The following is a 15,159-nucleotide window of genomic DNA, read 5'->3' on the forward strand; positions in this document are numbered from 1 at the left end:
CTCCCGGCGGCCCGGGTTCTCCACAGGGCTGCCGGGACGACCGTGCGATGGGGAATCCTGTGACCATGTCCCGCGATCACGCGCAGCCCGCCGAGCGTCCCGCCCACGACGCCGCGGCGCCGGCACACCCCGCGGCGCCCGCCGACGCCGAGACGCCCTTCCTGGAACTGCTGGCCAGGGGGGCCTCCGCCGACGCCTACGAGCAGCCGGTGCTCCTCGCCCGCGCGGAGGGCGGACCGGCCGAGCGGGTGGCCGCGCTGGAGCGGGCCAAGCTCCTCGCGCTGCGCGTGCGCTCCGAGCTGGAGGGCCGGCGCAGGCGCGAGGCCGAACTGTCGGCACTGTTCGAGACGGCCCACGACCTCGCCGGGCTGCGCGACCTGGACGCCGTACTGCGCGCGATCGTGCAGCGGGCCCGCTCGCTGCTCGGCACGGACGTGGCCTACCTCAGCCTCAACGACCCGGCACGCGGCGACACCTACATGCGCGTCACCGAGGGCTCGGTCGCGGCCCGCTTCCAGCAGCTGAGGCTCGGCATGGGGGAGGGGCTCGGCGGCCTGGTCGCCCAGACCGCCCGGCCCTACGTCACCGACGACTACTTCAAGGACGCCCGCTTCCAGCACACCCGCACCATCGACACGGGCGTACGGGACGAGGGACTCGTCGCGATCCTGGGCGTCCCCCTGATGCTCGGGCACCACGTCATCGGCGTGCTGTTCGCGGCGGACCGGCGCGCCCGGGTCTTCGAACGGGAGCAGATCGCCCTGCTCGGTTCCTTCGCGGCCCTCGCGGCGGCGGCCATCGACACCGCGAACCTGCTCGCGGAGACCCGCTCGGCCCTCGCCGAGCTGGAGCGGGCCAACGCGATCATCAAGGACCGCAGCGGCGTCATCGAACGCGCCTCCGACGTCCACGACCGGCTCGCCGAACTGGTCCTGCGCGGCGGCGGCGTCCACGACGTGGCCGCCGCGGTCTCCCAGGTCCTGGCCGGCACCGTCGAGTTCACCGAGGCCACCGCGGCACCCGCCCGGGCCCTGGAGGCGTCCCGCGCGGAAGGGCACGCGGTGCGGCACGACGACGACTGGATCGCCGCCGTCGCCGCCGGAGGCGAACTGCTCGGCGCCCTCGTCCTGCGGGGCCACCCCGGACTCGACCCCGTGGACCAGCTCACCCTGGAGCGGGCCGCGATGGTCACCTCCCTGCTGCTGCTCGCCCGGCGCTCCGCCGCCGAGGCCGAACAACGGGTGCGCGGCGAGCTGCTGGACGACCTGCTCGACGCCCGCGACCGCGACCCGCGCCTGCTGCGCGAACGCGCCCGGAGGCTGCACGCCGACCTCGACGCCACGCACGTCGTCCTCGCCGCCCGCCTCGACACCGTCGCCCCCGACGCCGACCAGGAGGCGGACGCCCGCCGACGCCTGTGGGCCGCGGCCTCCCACCTCGCCGCGACCCGGCACGGCCTGGCCGCCGCCCGCGACGGAGGCACCGTCCTGCTGCTTCCCCTCGACGGCCGGGACGGCGCCACGGAACTGGCCCGCCGCACCGCGCGCGACCTCGGGGCCGCCGTCCACGAGGCCGTCACCGTCGGCGCCTCCGCACCCGTCGAGGACCTCGCCGCCCGCCCCGAGACCGTGGCCGCCGCCTACACCGAGGCCAGACGCTGCCAGGACGCCCTGCGGCTGCTGAACCGCTCCGGGGACGGCGCCGCCGCCGAGGACTTCGGATTCCTGGGACTGCTCCTGGCCGGCGACCGGGACGTCGCGGGCTTCGTCGACCGCACCATCGGCCAGGTCGTGGCCTACGACGAGCGGCGCGGCACCGAACTGCTGCGCACCCTCGACGCGTACTTCGCCTGCGGCATGAGCCCCGCGCGCACCAAGGACGAGCTCCACGTCCACGTGAACACGGTCGCCCAGCGCCTGGAACGCGTCGGCCGCCTCCTCGGCGACGACTGGCAGAGCCCCGCCCGCACTCTGGAGATACAACTGGCCCTGAGGCTGCACCGGTTGTCGGCCCCGGAACGGCGCTGACCCCCGTACGCCCGGGCGTACGGGGGTCAGCGCCGCGGCGGTCAGGCGGTACGCGCACCGGCGGGGCGGGAGTCGGCCGGCTCCTCGGACCCCTCCTGCGCGGACGCGACGTCGGTGAGATCCCGGTGACGGGTCTCCTTGGCCACCCCCACGGCGACCAGTGTGATCAGCACCGCGGCGATGACGTAGAGGGAGATGAACGTCGAGTTGTCGTACTCGTTCAGCAGCGCGGTGGCGATCAGCGGCGCCGGGGCGCCTGCCGCGACCGACGCGAACTGCGCGCCGATGGAGGCGCCGGAGTAGCGCATCCGGGTCGCGAACATCTCGGAGAAGAAGGCCGCCTGGGGCGCGTACATCGCGCCGTGCAGCACCAGGCCCACGGTCACCGCGAGGAGGAGGCTGCCGAAGTGCCCGGAGTCGATGAGCATGAAGAACGGGAACATCCACAGCCCGACCCCGGCCGCCCCCAGCAGATACACGGGACGACGGCCGATCCGGTCCGACAGCGCGCCCCACGCCGGGATGACCGCGAAGTGCACGGCCGAGGCGATCAGCACCGCGTTGAGCGCCGTCTGCTTGGAGACGTCGGCCGCGGTGGTGGCGTAGACGAGGATGAAGGCCGTGACGACGTAGTAGCTGATGTTCTCCGCCATCCGCGCGCCCATCGCGATCAGCACGTCACGCCAGTGGTGCCGCAGCACGGCGACCAGCGGAAGCGGCTCGGCGTCCGCCTTGCGCGCCTCCGCGTGCGCCAGCGCCTGCTTGAAGACGGGGGACTCGTCGACGGACAGGCGGATCCACAGCCCCACCACGACCAGAACGCCGGAGAGCAGGAACGGTATCCGCCAGCCCCAGCTGTCGAACGCGGCGTCCGACAGCAGCGCCGTCAGCGCCGACAGCACACCGGTGGCCAGCAACTGCCCGGCCGGCGCTCCGGTCTGCGGCCACGAGGCCCAGAACCCGCGGCGCCGGGCGTCCCCGTGCTCGGACACCAGCAGCACGGCACCGCCCCACTCGCCGCCGAGCGCGAACCCCTGCACCAGCCGCAGCACGGTCAGCAGCACGGGAGCGGCCGTGCCGACGGTCGCGTGCGTCGGCAGCAGCCCGATCGCGAAGGTGGCCCCGCCCATCATCAGCAGGCTCAGCACCAGCAGCTTCTTGCGCCCGAGCCGGTCACCGTAGTGCCCGAAGACCAGCGCGCCGAGCGGACGGGCGGCGAACCCGACGGCGTAGGTCAGGAACGACAGCAGGGTGCCGACCAGCGGATCGGAGTCCGGGAAGAACAGCTTGTTGAAGACCAGGGCGGCGGCGGAGCCGTAGAGGAAGAAGTCGTACCACTCGATGGTGGTGCCGATGAGGGACGCGGCGACGATGCGCTTGAGGTTGTTCGGAGCTGGTGGAGCGGCTGCGGGCGACGACATCGGCACCACTTCCTGGGCTGTGACGGGGACGTTTGCGTGTCGCCACACCGTAGGAATCCGCAGGTCAGGCGCACATGTGGCGGGGCAACATAGTTCGAGGGTCGGCTATGCGTGCGGCCACCATGCCGACTCATGGAAAGGCGGTTCAGGGGACCGGTGGTGGTCGAAACGAGTGCCGTCCGGGACGCGTAGTTCAGCACGGTTTGACGGTGCCGTGCTGACTCCCGTGCTGACTTGGTGCTGACTACGCTCCGTTGAACTCGGGCATCTGGGATTGATCGACTCAGAGTCGTTGCGTGGCAGGTGACCGGACTGAGAGACCGAGTCCGGCCTTGCCGCTCAGCCGCCGTCGGCGTGGGCAAGGCGCTGTGTCCGGGCGCGGTACATCCTGGTCCCAGAAGGTTCTTCGTCTGCTGGTGGTACAGCAGTTGCACCCAAGCTGACCAGGGGAAACGGCAGTTGATGCGGCTCGCTGGGGTCACGTCCCCCGACAGTGTGGTCGCATTCGTCACCGCTCTGGAGGAAAGCGGCCAGGATGCCGAGATCGCTAGCCTTCTGTGGGAGGTCGCCTCATTGCCTCCGGCTGAGCAGGCGCGGACCGAGGTGGCGCTCGAGAAGTGGGGGTGCGATTCCCAGGCCGGACACGCCCTGCGTCTGGCAGTGGTCCTTCCACCTGCATCGGTCGCCGAACTCGCTGGAGAACTGTTGGCCTCCGGTCACCCCGACCTTTGTGCTGAGCTGCTGAAAGCGGTCCTGACCACCCGGCAGCGGGCAGACTCCGTGGAGGTTGTCCACGCCCGACCGGCGCTGGCGGAGCACATGGTCGCGGCCGCACAGGGCGTCTCGGCCGACTGTCACCGGAGTCTGCTGTTCATGCTGCGGTTCAACGACCAAGCGGCCACCTGAAGCAGCATCTTTTGACATAGGTATCTCAGTATATCTAAAGTCGGGGTGTGCCGTCGCCCGCCGCGCCCGAACAGGACATCGCCCGCCTGGCCCTCGGCCTCGCGGGGTGCCTGCCCGCGCTGGCCCGGGCCTTCGAACGGCACGTCGACCGGCACTACCCGCACCCCAGGCCCTCCGACGCCCAGCTCACCCTGCTGCGGTACGTCGAGACCCACGGCGGCACCACGGTTCGTGAGGCCGCCGAAGCGGTGCGGATGAAGCCGAACAACGTCAGCGCCCTGGTCACCCAGCTCACCGAGCAAGGGCTCCTCGAACGCCGTCGGGACGGCGCGGACAAGCGGATCGCCCACCTGTACCTCACCCCGGCCGCGCGGCAGCGCGTCGGCGAGGTCACGCAGCTCATGGGAGAGCACGCCGCGCACTTCCTGCGGACGATGACCGACGGCGAACTCGACGCCCTCGGCTCCGCCCTGGGCTCCCTCCAGTCACTCACGGAGCACCTGCACACCGCACGCTGAAGCCCTTCGGCGTTCCGGGCGGGCTCGTGGGGCACACCTCGGTGTGCCCCACGAGCCCGCCGGGCCTTCGTACCCCTTCCTCTCCGCCCGTCGCAGCCGAGCGTCCGACGACGCCGTGCGCCGGCTCGGCGTTTCCTCCCGACGAAAGAACACACACATGGCCTCCGCCGGCACCCTGGCCGAACCGTCCCACTCCCCGCCCGCCCACCCAGCGCGCGACCACCGGTCCAACCCGTGGCTGACCCTGGTCGCCGTGGCTTTCGGCCTGTTCATGGTCGGTCTCGACGGCTCCGTCGTCTCGATCGCCAACCCCGAGATCGGCCGGGACCTCCAGGCGTCCACCTCCGACCTGCAGTGGGTCACCAACTCCTACCTGCTCGCCCTCGCCGCGGCCCTCATCCTCGGCGGCAAGCTTGGTGACCGCTTCGGCCGCCGCACCTTCTACCTGGTGGGCGTCGCGGGCTTCACCCTCGCCTCCGTCGCCATCGGCCTGGCAGGTTCCATCGAGGGCGTCATAGCCTTCCGTGCCCTCCAGGGCTTCTTCGGCGCCCTGCTGATGCCCAACACACTCGGCCTGCTCCGCGCGGTCTTCCCGCCGAAGAAGTTCGGCATGGCCGTCGGCATCTGGGCCATGGTCTCCTCGGTCTCCACCGCCCTCGGCCCCATCGTCGGCGGCTTCCTCGTCCAGCACGTCAGCTGGGAGTCCGTCTTCTACATCAACGCCCCCATCGGCGTCATCGCCCTCGCCTTCAGCGCGGCCGTCCTCCCGCAGAGCAAGAACGAACACGTCGCGAAGGAGAAGTTCGACGTCCTCGGCGTCGTCCTGCTCGCCCTGGGACTGCTCACGCTCGTCTTCGGCGTGGTCAAGGGAGAGACCTGGGGCTGGGCCTCCGCCGGCACGCTCGGCGCCATCGGCTCCGGCCTGCTGGTTCTGGTGCTCTTCGGCCGGTGGCAGACCCGGATCGCCGCACCTCTGCTGCCGATGCGCCTGTTCCGCAACCCGGCCCTGACCATCGGTACGGTCATCACCGCGCTGAACTTCTTCGTCCTGCTCGGCGTGATCTTCTTCGTCATGATCTACCTGCAGAACGTCCGTGGGTTCACCCCGGTGGAGGCCGGCGTCCGGACCCTGCCGCTCAGCCTCGCCTCCGTCGTCGCCTCCCCGCTCGGCGCCGCGCTCACGGACAGGTTCGGACCGCGCCTGACCATGCCCCTCGGCATGGTCCTCCAGGCCGTCGCGTGCTTCGCCATGCTCGCCTGGGAGGCGGACAGCGCCTACGGCCTCATGTGGCCGCCGTTCATCGCCCTCGGCCTCGGCGTCGGCATGGTCATGGCCTCCTCCTCCGACGCCATCGTCGGCAACGCCCCCGTCAAGGACGCCGGCGTCGCCGGCGGACTGCAGGCCACCGCCCTCCAGGTCGGAGGCGCCCTCGGCACCTCCGTCCTCGTCTCCCTCATCACCGGCCGCGTCGGCACCACCCTCACCGGCGAACTCACCTCGGCGGGCGTCCCCGCCCCCGCGGCCGCCGCGCTGCTGGAGGCCAAGGACGCGGTGGCCATGGGCGTCGCGCCCGTCGCCACCGACACGCCCGCGCAGCTCAAGTCGGCGATCGTCGAGGGCAGCCACCACGCCTTCATGAACGGCGTCCACACCGCCGTCCTGACCGCAGGAGTACTCTGCGTAACCGGAGCCGTCCTGGCACTCATCGGCGTCCGCCGCGTCCCCGGGCATGCCCAGCACTAGGGTCCGTCTTCAAAGATCACCAGGTCGTGGATCATGGTGGGGTGGTACGTCGTCATGAACTCACTGACCGGGAGTGGGAGTTGCTCGCTCCGCTGATACCGCGGGCCGCGACGGGTCGGCCGCGGGTGTCGGACCGGCAGGTCATCAACGGGATGGTCTACAAGATCCGCACCGGGATCTCCTGGTGTGACCTGCCCGAACGCTACGGACCGTGGCAGACGGTCTATACCCGCTTCCGCCGCTACGCGATCGACGGGGTGTTCACCCGGGCCCTGCAGCAGATCCAGGCCCGGGCCGACGCCGCCGGGGACATCGACTGGCTGGTCCAGATCGACTCCACCATCGTCGGCGCCCACCAGCACGCCGCCGCCACCGGCCGAAAAGGGGGAGACACCGGCAGGACGAACCGGACGATCACGCCCTCGGCCGATCCCGAGGCGGACTGACCACCAAGGTCCACCTCGCCTGCGACGGCAAGGGCCGTCCTCTAGCCTTCCTCATCACGCCGGGCCAGCGCCATGACAGTGTCTGTGCACGCATCCTGCTCGAACGTATCCGCGTTCCCCGCAGCGGCCTCGGCCGGCCACGCTGCCGACCCGACCAGGTCATCGCGGACAAGGCTTACAGCTCCCGCGGTTTCCGCGCCTACCTGCGGCGACGCGGCATCGCGCACACCATTCCCGAGAAGGCCGACCAGCGGCGACACCGGCTGCGGCGCGGGAACCGCGGCGGTCGACCGCCAGGGTTCGACCGGGAGACCTACCGTCGGCGCAACCTCGTCGAACGCTGCTTCAACCGGCTCAAGGGCTTCCGCGGCATCGCGACCAGATACGACAAGGCCGCCACCTCATACGAGGCAGCGGTCAGTCTCGCGTCGCTCCTGCTCTGGGCAAGATCCGTTTGAAGACGGACCCTAGATGGCTGGAGAGGCTGTCTCCTCAAGACTGCCGGCTACCGACCCCACCTCGAATCCGCTGATGTCGCCCCCGGTGATCCACCTACGGATCATTTCCCGGTCCTCCTCGGACAGCGACATCCGTGCGTTCGCGCACAACGTGTAGACGTTTTCCACCCACGCGTCGGCAAGGGCCTCCGCTGTAACACCTTCGCCCATGCGCTGTCCCACGTAGACGAGCCCCTTGAGTACGAAGTTGACGGCGTTGCGAGTTACGGGTTTTCCACGCGCCTCTGTTTCGTCTCGGACTCTCTTCGACGTCGGGTACAGCTGAAACGCAGAACTCTGCAAGTCCTGGGCGAGGACCTCGAACAGTAGAGCATAGGAATCCGGCTGCAGCGCCGGAACACCTGTCAGGGCACTCACCTGAGCAAGGAGATGAGGAAGCTGCGCTCGACCGCCCTTGTCCTCAAAAGAGTGCAGTGTTGGATCGAGAATGTATCCGGGTGGCGTAGCAACATATTCAAGTTCGTTGCAATGAGTCGTCACAAACCCACGGAAGCTTCCGGCACCGTACCATGCGGAATCCTTTATCGAGGGATCAATGTTGAGCGCCGCCTGTGCTGCGGCAGCTGAGGCGAGCGGACTGGGAGCCGCCCGTACGACGCGGTGAATCTCCTTGACGACTGCTTCGCACTGGTCGCCACCTGCTTGTTGCGGAAGAACGACTGCGACCTGCTCGGCGTCGCTATCGAGCGGCACCTCAGTCGCTTGGAACTCGTCCCAGCGTGAGGCCGCGGCGAGCTGCTCAGGCGTCACGAACACATCGCACGTCGCTCGGAAGGCAGCGGCGCTCAGGCCGGCCGCCACCACCGTCGTCCACCGATCCTTGGCCCGGAGCCTCTGCAACACGGGGGTGAAATCGGCGTCCGCCGACATGATCACAAACTCGTCGTACCGGGTCTCGTCAGCGAGCGCATCCATGATGTCTAGCACCATGTAGATGTCGGCACTGTTCTTGCCTCGGGAAGTCAAGGGCGGACAGTCGATCGATCGAAACCCACTGCGCGTGAAGAAGGCGCGATACCTGCCGAAAGCTCCTGGGTTGATATAGAAATTTCGCACGAGGAAGCGGCGAGAGGGGTCAACCTGAGTAGCTCCACCCGTGTCGCTCTCGCCTTCGAGCCAACTCATCCATCTGTCCGGATGGGTTGCAAACGATTCAGCCGCCTCCGGATCCATATCGCGAAGTCCCAAGTAAATGTTGTCGAAGTCCACGAACAATGCTGACTTGATCGTCACCCTATTGGCGCCATCGAATGACTCTTTACTCAACGACCCACCTCCAGTGATCATGCAACGGGGCACTCAGACGGGAGCGAGCCACGCAGCAACGACATCGGTGTGGGGGAGCATAGCCGCGTTCCTGGGCCGGAGAGGCCGAACGGAAACGAACGGTCAGGGATTGACCGAGAAAGTTTGCTACACAGGACGGCTTCTACGACGCGGACTGGGCGACGGCCGACCCATACAGCGGATTGTCGGTGATCCACGCCGGAATGCCGTCGGAGCGCATCTCCTTGGACGTGAGGCGGGTCTGAGCAACAGGCCGCCAGGTGCTCAGGTGCAGAACGGTTGAGCCGTTCGTGTGGAAACCGTGGGCACCTGGTGGTTAGCCTGTGCCGCCCGACTCTCTGTGCGCGATGTGGCTGCCGGTCAGGGCTTGAGGAGCTTGCGGTGGAGAACACGTCGGCACTTCCCCCGGACGTCCCTCCGCGGCCGTCCAGCACTCCGACGGCAGCTGGCCCGACAGGAGAGCCTTACGGCTGGCGGGACGAGTACGAGGCCGACCCGGAGTACCAGCGCATCCTGGTGGCGATGGAGAGCCCCTGGTGGAAACGGCCGATGGCTTCGTGGAGTGGCGTCGTCTCCGTTGCCGTGGGTTCGTTCTTCCTCGGCGGTGCGGTCCTGGGCTCCGACGACGGATCGGCCCCTCTTCCCCCAGTCCATGGGTGCAGGATCAGCTGGATGACCAGCAGCAGAACAACCAACCTGCTGGGATCTCCGCCGCGCAGAAGAGCCAGATCCTGAGCAAATACTGCAATCAACAAGCCGGCGGCCCGTACAACGTGTCGGAGGCCGCGTACCTGGAGTGCTTGCAGAGCTACTACGTGACGGATCAGGGTCAGATCCTGCCGAGGTAGCCGGCGCAGGGATCAGGCGGGCAGGGATCAGCGCGCGCTGGGTCTTGGCTCGGGTGGCCTTCTCGTCCCTCGCGATGTCCGGATGCCCGAAGAGCTTCCGTCCTTGGGGCCACCGCACCACGGCGGCGCCTGGCGGGAAGCCGCTCGGCGTGACCATCGCCTACATCAGCAGAACCGGCTGACACGCCATGGGCCGCGGTGGCAGGGGGACTGGTGCTCTCCGCCACTGCGGCCTCCCGCACGGAAGGTCTCCCGACATGCAGCAGCCACCGGACTCCCCCGAAGCTCTCCTACGCTCCACCACGGAGGCCCTCGCCCGGCGTCTGACCCAGCGCAACACTCCGGTCCCGGCCCTGACCTCGGTGCTCGAACTTATCGACAACGACGAGGCGGAACTGGCCCCTGCCCGGTCTGCTCAGCGCCACCGGCGCCGCCGGCGTGATCGCGCTCGCTTCGGCCGCATGGCGCCGCCTGTCGTCCCGCCGACCACGGACCGCCCATAGGGCGGCCACGGGTACGGCGCTGGACGGCCCCCGCATGCTCCGCCGCTACACCCTGCTGCGCACCCCAGGCCAGTACGAGACGACCCGGCCCGCCGGCACCGTCATCACGCGACAGGTGGACGGTCAACCGCAGTACTTCGAGCTGACCGACGTCCCGCTGGGCGACGGCACCTTCGCCGCCGAGCCTCTCGGCTCCCTGTAGAAGGAGCCCTCGCGCATGACTCCCTGCCCGCCGTCCGCTTCGCCCGCATCACCGACTGGCCGAGAAGACGCGTCGCCCGACCAGGCGCCCAGGCGAGGACCGTACGTCACTGCTGCGGCGGACCGTTCCACAACCGCATCACCGCCGCCGCCAACTCCTTCAGCACAGCAGCGGACGCCGCCTCCTTCCCCACCCGGAACTCGAACTCGGTTTTGCCGTCCTTGTGTTTGATCCGTACGTCCACCTTCGTCTGCAGCCAGGTCACCACTCCGGCCACCGCCACCAGAGCAGGAACCGCGATCTCGGCGCCCAGCCGGGTGTCGGCTGGCGGCTCGGCGAGCACGGGGGCCGCTGCCTCCTGAGTCGTGGGATTTTCGGCGAGTTCGGTGAGGACTCGCCGAGCGGCCGCGTACTGACCGGATTCGTCGAGCCGGGGCAGCTCCGTGACGTCGTACCCCCCGGCCCGCAACAGCTCAGCCAGCATGGCCTGGGCCTCGTCCCGATCCATCGGCAGGGCCTCGGGCGGTGCCTCGGCGGTGAGTTCCTCGGTCACCTCCTGAAGGGCCAGGATCAGCGAGCGGTCATCGAGTCCGGCGACCCGGTCCGCCGTCATGTGTGCCTCCAAAGACCGAACAGGGCCGGTGCGGCCCAGTGGAAGGGATGGGACTGCCAGGGCCCGTCGGGATGCCGCAGCATGGCTCGCTGCGCCTCCCACAGCGCTCGCCAGGGCTCTCGCGCCGGCGTGCCGTCGCAGTCGCCCAGGTAGTACCGGTAGAAGTCGGCGAAGAGCCGACGCGAACTCGTGTCGTCCACGTCCCAGAGCGTGGCCACGACCGTGCGCACCCCGGAGTGCAGCAGCGCCTGCACGATGCCCTCCAGGTAGCCCGTGCTGTGCGCGTCCCGGCGCGCGGTCGAACACGCCCGAAGCGTCAGCACATCGAGCCGCAGCCCCTCGCGTGCCAGCCGCCGGGCCGTCAGCAGATGGTCGAGCCTGGCACGTATGTCGATCGCGTACGGATCCCTGGGGGGCCTTCGTCCGCCGTGGGAAAGGAAGACACCGGAGTCCATCGGCTCAGCCACGTCGAACCAGCCGTGCGCCGCCAGGTGTGCCACGGATGCCTTGCGCAGCCCCGCTGCCACCGCATCGGGCGTGGCATCGGTGCCAGCCGCACCGATGACTGGGCGGCCCGCGCCGGTGACGAGATCTCTGTCCTGCTCCAGCCGTTCGTGCACCGGGTCGTCGTGGGCGGCGACCGCACCGACGTACACCGCGGGACCGGCGTGTGCGGGAGGCAGGCCGGCCAGTCTGAGCAGCATCGTGGCGCTGGTGACCTGGACGACGGCGTGCCGCTCGATCAGGGGCCGACCGTCGCCGGGCAGCGGCAGTGCGTGCAGGGGCAGGTCGTGAACGGGTCCGTCAGCCGCCACGCAGAGCAGCTCGCGGTCGGACACCTGGGGCAGCGCGGCGAGCAGTCCGGGTGCCAGTTCCTCGAAGAAGCCCAGACCGCGCCGCCACGGACGGCGGGCCGGCAACGGTCCCAGGGGCGGGAAGGCGTCCGGGTCGCCGTCGAACGTGCGACGCAGCCGCTCGGCGGTCTGCCGCAGGGTGTCCAGGGCCAGCGGCGTACGGACGGCGGTGAGGCGGCCGGTGCCGGGCACGTACACGAAGACGGTGACGGCGCCCGGGCCGCAGAAGTACGACAGGAAGGCGCACACTCCCGCGTCCGGGTGGGCACCCAGCCAGTCCCGCAGGGCGTGGAAGCGGGCGGGCGTGACCGGCTCCCGACCGGTGCCGCCGGTCCACGTCTTGTACTCCTCGTGCAGGTCGAAGGCGCATTCCAACGCGGGTCCGCCGTCCGGCGGGCGCAGACCGGAGCCGTAGTCCACCAGGATCTCGATCAGCCTGTCGTAGACACGATGGTGGAGCGCGACGAGGGCGGGTCGGTCCTGGACGCGCCCCTCCTCCAGGCTGCTCAACAGTCGTCGGCGGGCCGCCCACAGGACGTCGAATGCCTCCTGCCAAGCCTCGGAACCCCGCCCCGGCCGGCTCGCCAGGGCGTCGGCCAGCCGCTCGGTGATGGTCAGCCGCAGCTGCACGTCCGGTGCCTGCTGTTCGGCCAGGGCGTCCAGCTCACGCAGGCTGGCCACCGCCTCGGCGTGCCGACCGGCCCTCAGCTCGCGGTTGGCGTACGCCAGGCGGAGGTGCGCCTGTCCCAGCCATGAGTCGAGGACACCACCGAGCGCGTCGCGGAACACCTCCACCACGTTCAGGAGCAGGTCACCCTCCTCCCCCATGCGGGCGAACCGGGACACCACCAACGGCATGGCCTGGTCGAAGTCGCCGGGGACGGGGCTGACGCTCTTCAGCAGAGCCTGGAAGTAGGATTCGGCGGCCGCTTTCTTGTCGCCCTCGGCGGCGGCGATGTCCCCGAGGCCGAGAAGCGCGTTGACCACACTGAGACCCTCGCCGCCCTCCTGCTCCAGCAGGTCGAGGGCCTGTCGGAAGCAGCCGCGCGCGGCCTCGGTCTCTCCGACGTCGCGATAGGCGAGGCCCAGGTTGTTCAGCACGCCGACTCTGCGGCCTCCCCGAGCCTCGACGAAAGCGAGCACGCGGCGGAACTCACGCAGGCCCTCCCGGGAGCGTCCCGCCTTGAGACAGGACGCGGCGAGGTCGGTATGCGCCTGGTATTGGGCTTCGAGGTCACCACAGGCCCGGGCGGCCTCCATGGCCTGCCGAAAGGAGCGCTGGCCATCGTCGTATGCGCCGTTGTCGTCGCACAGCAGCCCGCGCAGCCGCTGGAACCGGCTGCGCAATTGCTCGGTGAGCGGCTCTCCGGCCAGGGATCCGCCCGTGCGGGGGCCGAACTCGACAGTGCCGAGCAGCTCGAGGGCCTCCCTCGACCGTCCCGCGGAGCGCAGCTTAAGGGCCAGGTGCATGCGGAGTCCGGCGAATCCCACGGACTCCTCCGGCTCATACGGGGGAATCTGCTCCGCGCGCCGAAGCAAGGCCAGCGCGGCGTCCAGCTCACCACGCCCCATCAGCTCCGACGCCTCCCTCTCCAGCCGCTGGCGCGGCGCTGCGACCGGTTCCGGGAAGCCGAGTGGCCAGGTGCGGCCCGCGGGCCCGTCGACGCGCTCGCGCAGGGCTCGGGCACTCTGCAGGAAGGGGCGGCTGCGTGCCACGGTCTCCCGGTGGAAGTCTGCCAGCGCGGCCTCCGCGGGACGTCTCGCGACCGCCAACTCTTCGCCCAGACGGGTGAGTTCGGTTAGCAGTACGTCGGGGTCGTACCCTCCGGCCGCCGAGGTGAGCAGCCCGTCGGCGTGCTGGACCGACTCCACCTCCAACAGAGCCTTGGCCAGGTGGCGCTCGGTGCCGTCCCACGGTGCGGTCTCCGCGTGCTGGGGGCCGTCACCAGCGGATGATTTCCGCCGGATCGCCCGCGCCCACCGTACGTACCGCTTCTCGGACATCCTCGCGGTCCTCCTCTGTGGCGGCGGTTTCGTAGGCGAGGGCGAAGTGCCGTCTGCCGCGCTCATGTTCGCCGAGGAACCAGTAGAACTGTGCGATGTGGAAGTGGACGAAGTGGTCGGCGGACGGCTCGGCGGCGAGTTCGTCCACCAGTCGGCGCGTCTCCACGCGGTCGCCCCGGTTGTGGACGGCGAAGAGCAGATCGACGCGGTACTGGAAGTTCTGCGGGAACTTCTGAATCGTCAGGCGTAGCTCGTCCTCGGCGGCGCGGTCGCCGGCCAATGCTCTGCGGGCCACATCCCGCATGTGTGTGTGATAGGCGTCGGCGTCGGCGCGCGTTCGGGGATCCACACTGAGGTCCCGGGTCATCGTCAGCACCTGTGAATGCGGCGCCACGCGCTCCAGCGCGCGTAAGGCGTCGCTCAGCTCGTCGTCCGAGCCGCCGTGCAGCAGTCCCAGGATGAACGTCTCGAGCGTCTCGGGATCCTCCGGGGCCTCCTCGTGGGCCCGGCGTGCCGCGTCGAGCACGTCGCGGCCGGTGACGTCGCTGCCCGGTACGTGTGTCAGCGCGTACAGCGTCCGTGCCAGCTGTTTGTGGTCACCCGGACGGGACAGTCCCAGTCCGACCCGCTCACGCAGCGCGGCGGCACGCAACTCCAGCAGTCTGGTCTGCCGGGACGCGGCATCCCGCGCCTTGCCCAGTTCGGCCGTCCGACGCTCGGCCAGCTGCCGCTCTACGGTGCCGCGGCGCGTACGGTTGCGGCATGCCTGCAGTGCCTGCGCGCACTCGTCGAGCCGGCCGCGCGTCAGGTGACAGGTGGCGAGGTTCAGCCATGCCACGGCCAAGCGGGGCCGCTCGGCCAGCAGCGCATGCCACACCCGCTCGGCCTCGTCCGTACGCCCCAGGGTCAGCAGTGCGGCCGCGTACCGGTTGCGGGCCTCGGGATCCGTGCTCCCCGCGGCCTCGGCGAGCTGTTGAAGAGCCTGCTCCTGCTCCGCCTCGGAGGCCCGGTCACCACGCAGTACCTCGTTCGGGTCCCACGGTGCCGTCCCCTCGAGCAGCAACTGCCAGTCCAGTCCTATACCCAAGACGTCTCACTCCCCCGTGCACCCCCGACGCGAACATGCCCCTCAACTGCACTGGTGAAACGCCGTCAGGTTGCGCCCATCGCCATTGTTCTTCGCCGGAAGCACGGTCTGGCTGGTCGTCCAGGTTGGCGCTGACGCCGCGCTCGGCTACCTCGAACGTGTGGTGACGATCTTCCCTGCC

At 69.8% G+C, this 15,159-nt stretch carries 12 protein-coding genes; 7 read left to right on the forward strand and 5 right to left on the reverse strand.

Going from position 1 to position 15,159, the window contains the following annotated elements:
- Positions 1 to 65 precede the first annotated feature (65 nt).
- The gene (locus tag JHAT_RS19325) at positions 66 to 2,027 is read left to right on the forward strand and encodes a GAF domain-containing protein (protein ID WP_171990974.1); all 1,962 of its coding nucleotides are present in this window, start codon (positions 66 to 68) and stop codon (positions 2,025 to 2,027) included.
- Positions 2,028 to 2,068: 41 nt separating this feature from the next.
- On the opposite strand, the gene JHAT_RS19330 is transcribed toward JHAT_RS19325, so the two are convergent.
- On the reverse strand, positions 2,069 to 3,448 hold the full coding sequence (locus JHAT_RS19330; RefSeq protein WP_171990975.1) for an MFS transporter: 1,380 nt from the start codon (positions 3,446 to 3,448) through the stop codon (positions 2,069 to 2,071).
- Positions 3,449 to 3,943: 495 nt separating this feature from the next.
- On the opposite strand from JHAT_RS19330, the gene JHAT_RS19335 reads away from it, so the two are divergent.
- The 4 genes from JHAT_RS19335 (at position 3,944) to JHAT_RS19350 (ending at position 7,520) form a co-directional block, all read left to right on the forward strand.
- A complete protein-coding gene (locus tag JHAT_RS19335; protein ID WP_143660458.1) occupies positions 3,944 to 4,354 on the forward strand; it encodes a hypothetical protein in 411 nt (136 codons plus the stop codon).
- Positions 4,355 to 4,401: 47 nt separating this feature from the next.
- Positions 4,402 to 4,872 carry a MarR family winged helix-turn-helix transcriptional regulator gene (locus JHAT_RS19340; protein ID WP_077799469.1) on the forward strand — a complete coding sequence of 157 codons (471 nt, stop codon included), beginning with the start codon at positions 4,402 to 4,404 and terminating at the stop codon, positions 4,870 to 4,872.
- 157 nt (positions 4,873 to 5,029) lie between these two features.
- Positions 5,030 to 6,616: an MFS transporter gene (locus JHAT_RS19345; RefSeq protein ID WP_077799470.1), complete on the forward strand. Its 1,587-nt coding sequence runs from the start codon at positions 5,030 to 5,032 to the stop codon at positions 6,614 to 6,616.
- Between the two features lie 41 nt (positions 6,617 to 6,657).
- Positions 6,658 to 7,520 (forward strand): IS5 family transposase gene (locus JHAT_RS19350; RefSeq protein WP_375603574.1). Its coding sequence is split into 2 segments (ribosomal slippage): positions 6,658 to 7,027 and positions 7,027 to 7,520, totalling 864 coding nucleotides; the frame shifts between segments, so codons are not numbered across the junction.
- Between the two features lie 9 nt (positions 7,521 to 7,529).
- On the opposite strand, the gene JHAT_RS19355 is transcribed toward JHAT_RS19350, so the two are convergent.
- Positions 7,530 to 8,813 (reverse strand): NYN domain-containing protein, encoded by a 1,284-nt coding sequence (locus JHAT_RS19355; RefSeq protein WP_171990976.1) that lies wholly within the window; start codon positions 8,811 to 8,813, stop codon positions 7,530 to 7,532.
- A gap of 710 nt (positions 8,814 to 9,523) precedes the next feature.
- On the opposite strand from JHAT_RS19355, the gene JHAT_RS35335 reads away from it, so the two are divergent.
- Together JHAT_RS35335 and JHAT_RS34990 are read left to right on the forward strand one after the other, a co-directional pair.
- Positions 9,524 to 9,715 (forward strand): hypothetical protein, encoded by a 192-nt coding sequence (locus tag JHAT_RS35335; RefSeq protein ID WP_253195546.1) that lies wholly within the window; start codon positions 9,524 to 9,526, stop codon positions 9,713 to 9,715.
- Positions 9,716 to 10,252: 537 nt separating this feature from the next.
- A complete protein-coding gene (locus tag JHAT_RS34990) occupies positions 10,253 to 10,420 on the forward strand; it encodes a hypothetical protein (RefSeq protein ID WP_216353435.1) in 168 nt (55 codons plus the stop codon).
- A 106-nt stretch (positions 10,421 to 10,526) separates the two neighbouring features.
- Here JHAT_RS34990 and JHAT_RS19365 read toward each other — a convergent pair whose 3' ends face one another.
- Genes JHAT_RS19365 through JHAT_RS19375 form a run of 3 tightly spaced genes read right to left on the reverse strand, consistent with a single transcriptional unit; the run spans position 10,527 to position 14,978 of the window.
- A complete protein-coding gene (locus tag JHAT_RS19365) occupies positions 10,527 to 11,033 on the reverse strand; it encodes a hypothetical protein (RefSeq protein ID WP_077799472.1) in 507 nt (168 codons plus the stop codon).
- Complete coding sequence (locus JHAT_RS19370) at positions 11,030 to 13,891, reverse strand: CHAT domain-containing protein (RefSeq protein WP_077799473.1); 2,862 nt, start codon at positions 13,889 to 13,891, stop codon at positions 11,030 to 11,032. Before JHAT_RS19370 ends, JHAT_RS19365 begins: the two co-directional genes overlap by 4 nt.
- Complete coding sequence (locus tag JHAT_RS19375; protein WP_107481961.1) at positions 13,830 to 14,978, reverse strand: tetratricopeptide repeat protein; 1,149 nt, start codon at positions 14,976 to 14,978, stop codon at positions 13,830 to 13,832. Before JHAT_RS19375 ends, JHAT_RS19370 begins: the two co-directional genes overlap by 62 nt.
- Positions 14,979 to 15,159 lie beyond the last annotated feature (181 nt).

The sequence above is a fragment of the Streptomyces sp. JHA26 genome, assembly GCF_002005565.1.
Lineage (GTDB): Bacteria > Actinomycetota > Actinomycetes > Streptomycetales > Streptomycetaceae > Streptomyces.

Coding starts and splice junctions, on each gene's coding strand:
- JHAT_RS19325 (WP_171990974.1), top strand. CDS start 66: ATGTCCCGCGATCACGCGCAGCCCGCCGAGCGTCCCGCCCACGACGCC.
- JHAT_RS19330 (WP_171990975.1), bottom strand. CDS start 3,448: ATGTCGTCGCCCGCAGCCGCTCCACCAGCTCCGAACAACCTCAAGCGC.
- JHAT_RS19345 (WP_077799470.1), top strand. CDS start 5,030: ATGGCCTCCGCCGGCACCCTGGCCGAACCGTCCCACTCCCCGCCCGCC.
- JHAT_RS34990 (WP_216353435.1), top strand. CDS start 10,253: ATGCTCCGCCGCTACACCCTGCTGCGCACCCCAGGCCAGTACGAGACG.
- JHAT_RS19365 (WP_077799472.1), bottom strand. CDS start 11,033: ATGACGGCGGACCGGGTCGCCGGACTCGATGACCGCTCGCTGATCCTG.
- JHAT_RS19370 (WP_077799473.1), bottom strand. CDS start 13,891: ATGTCCGAGAAGCGGTACGTACGGTGGGCGCGGGCGATCCGGCGGAAA.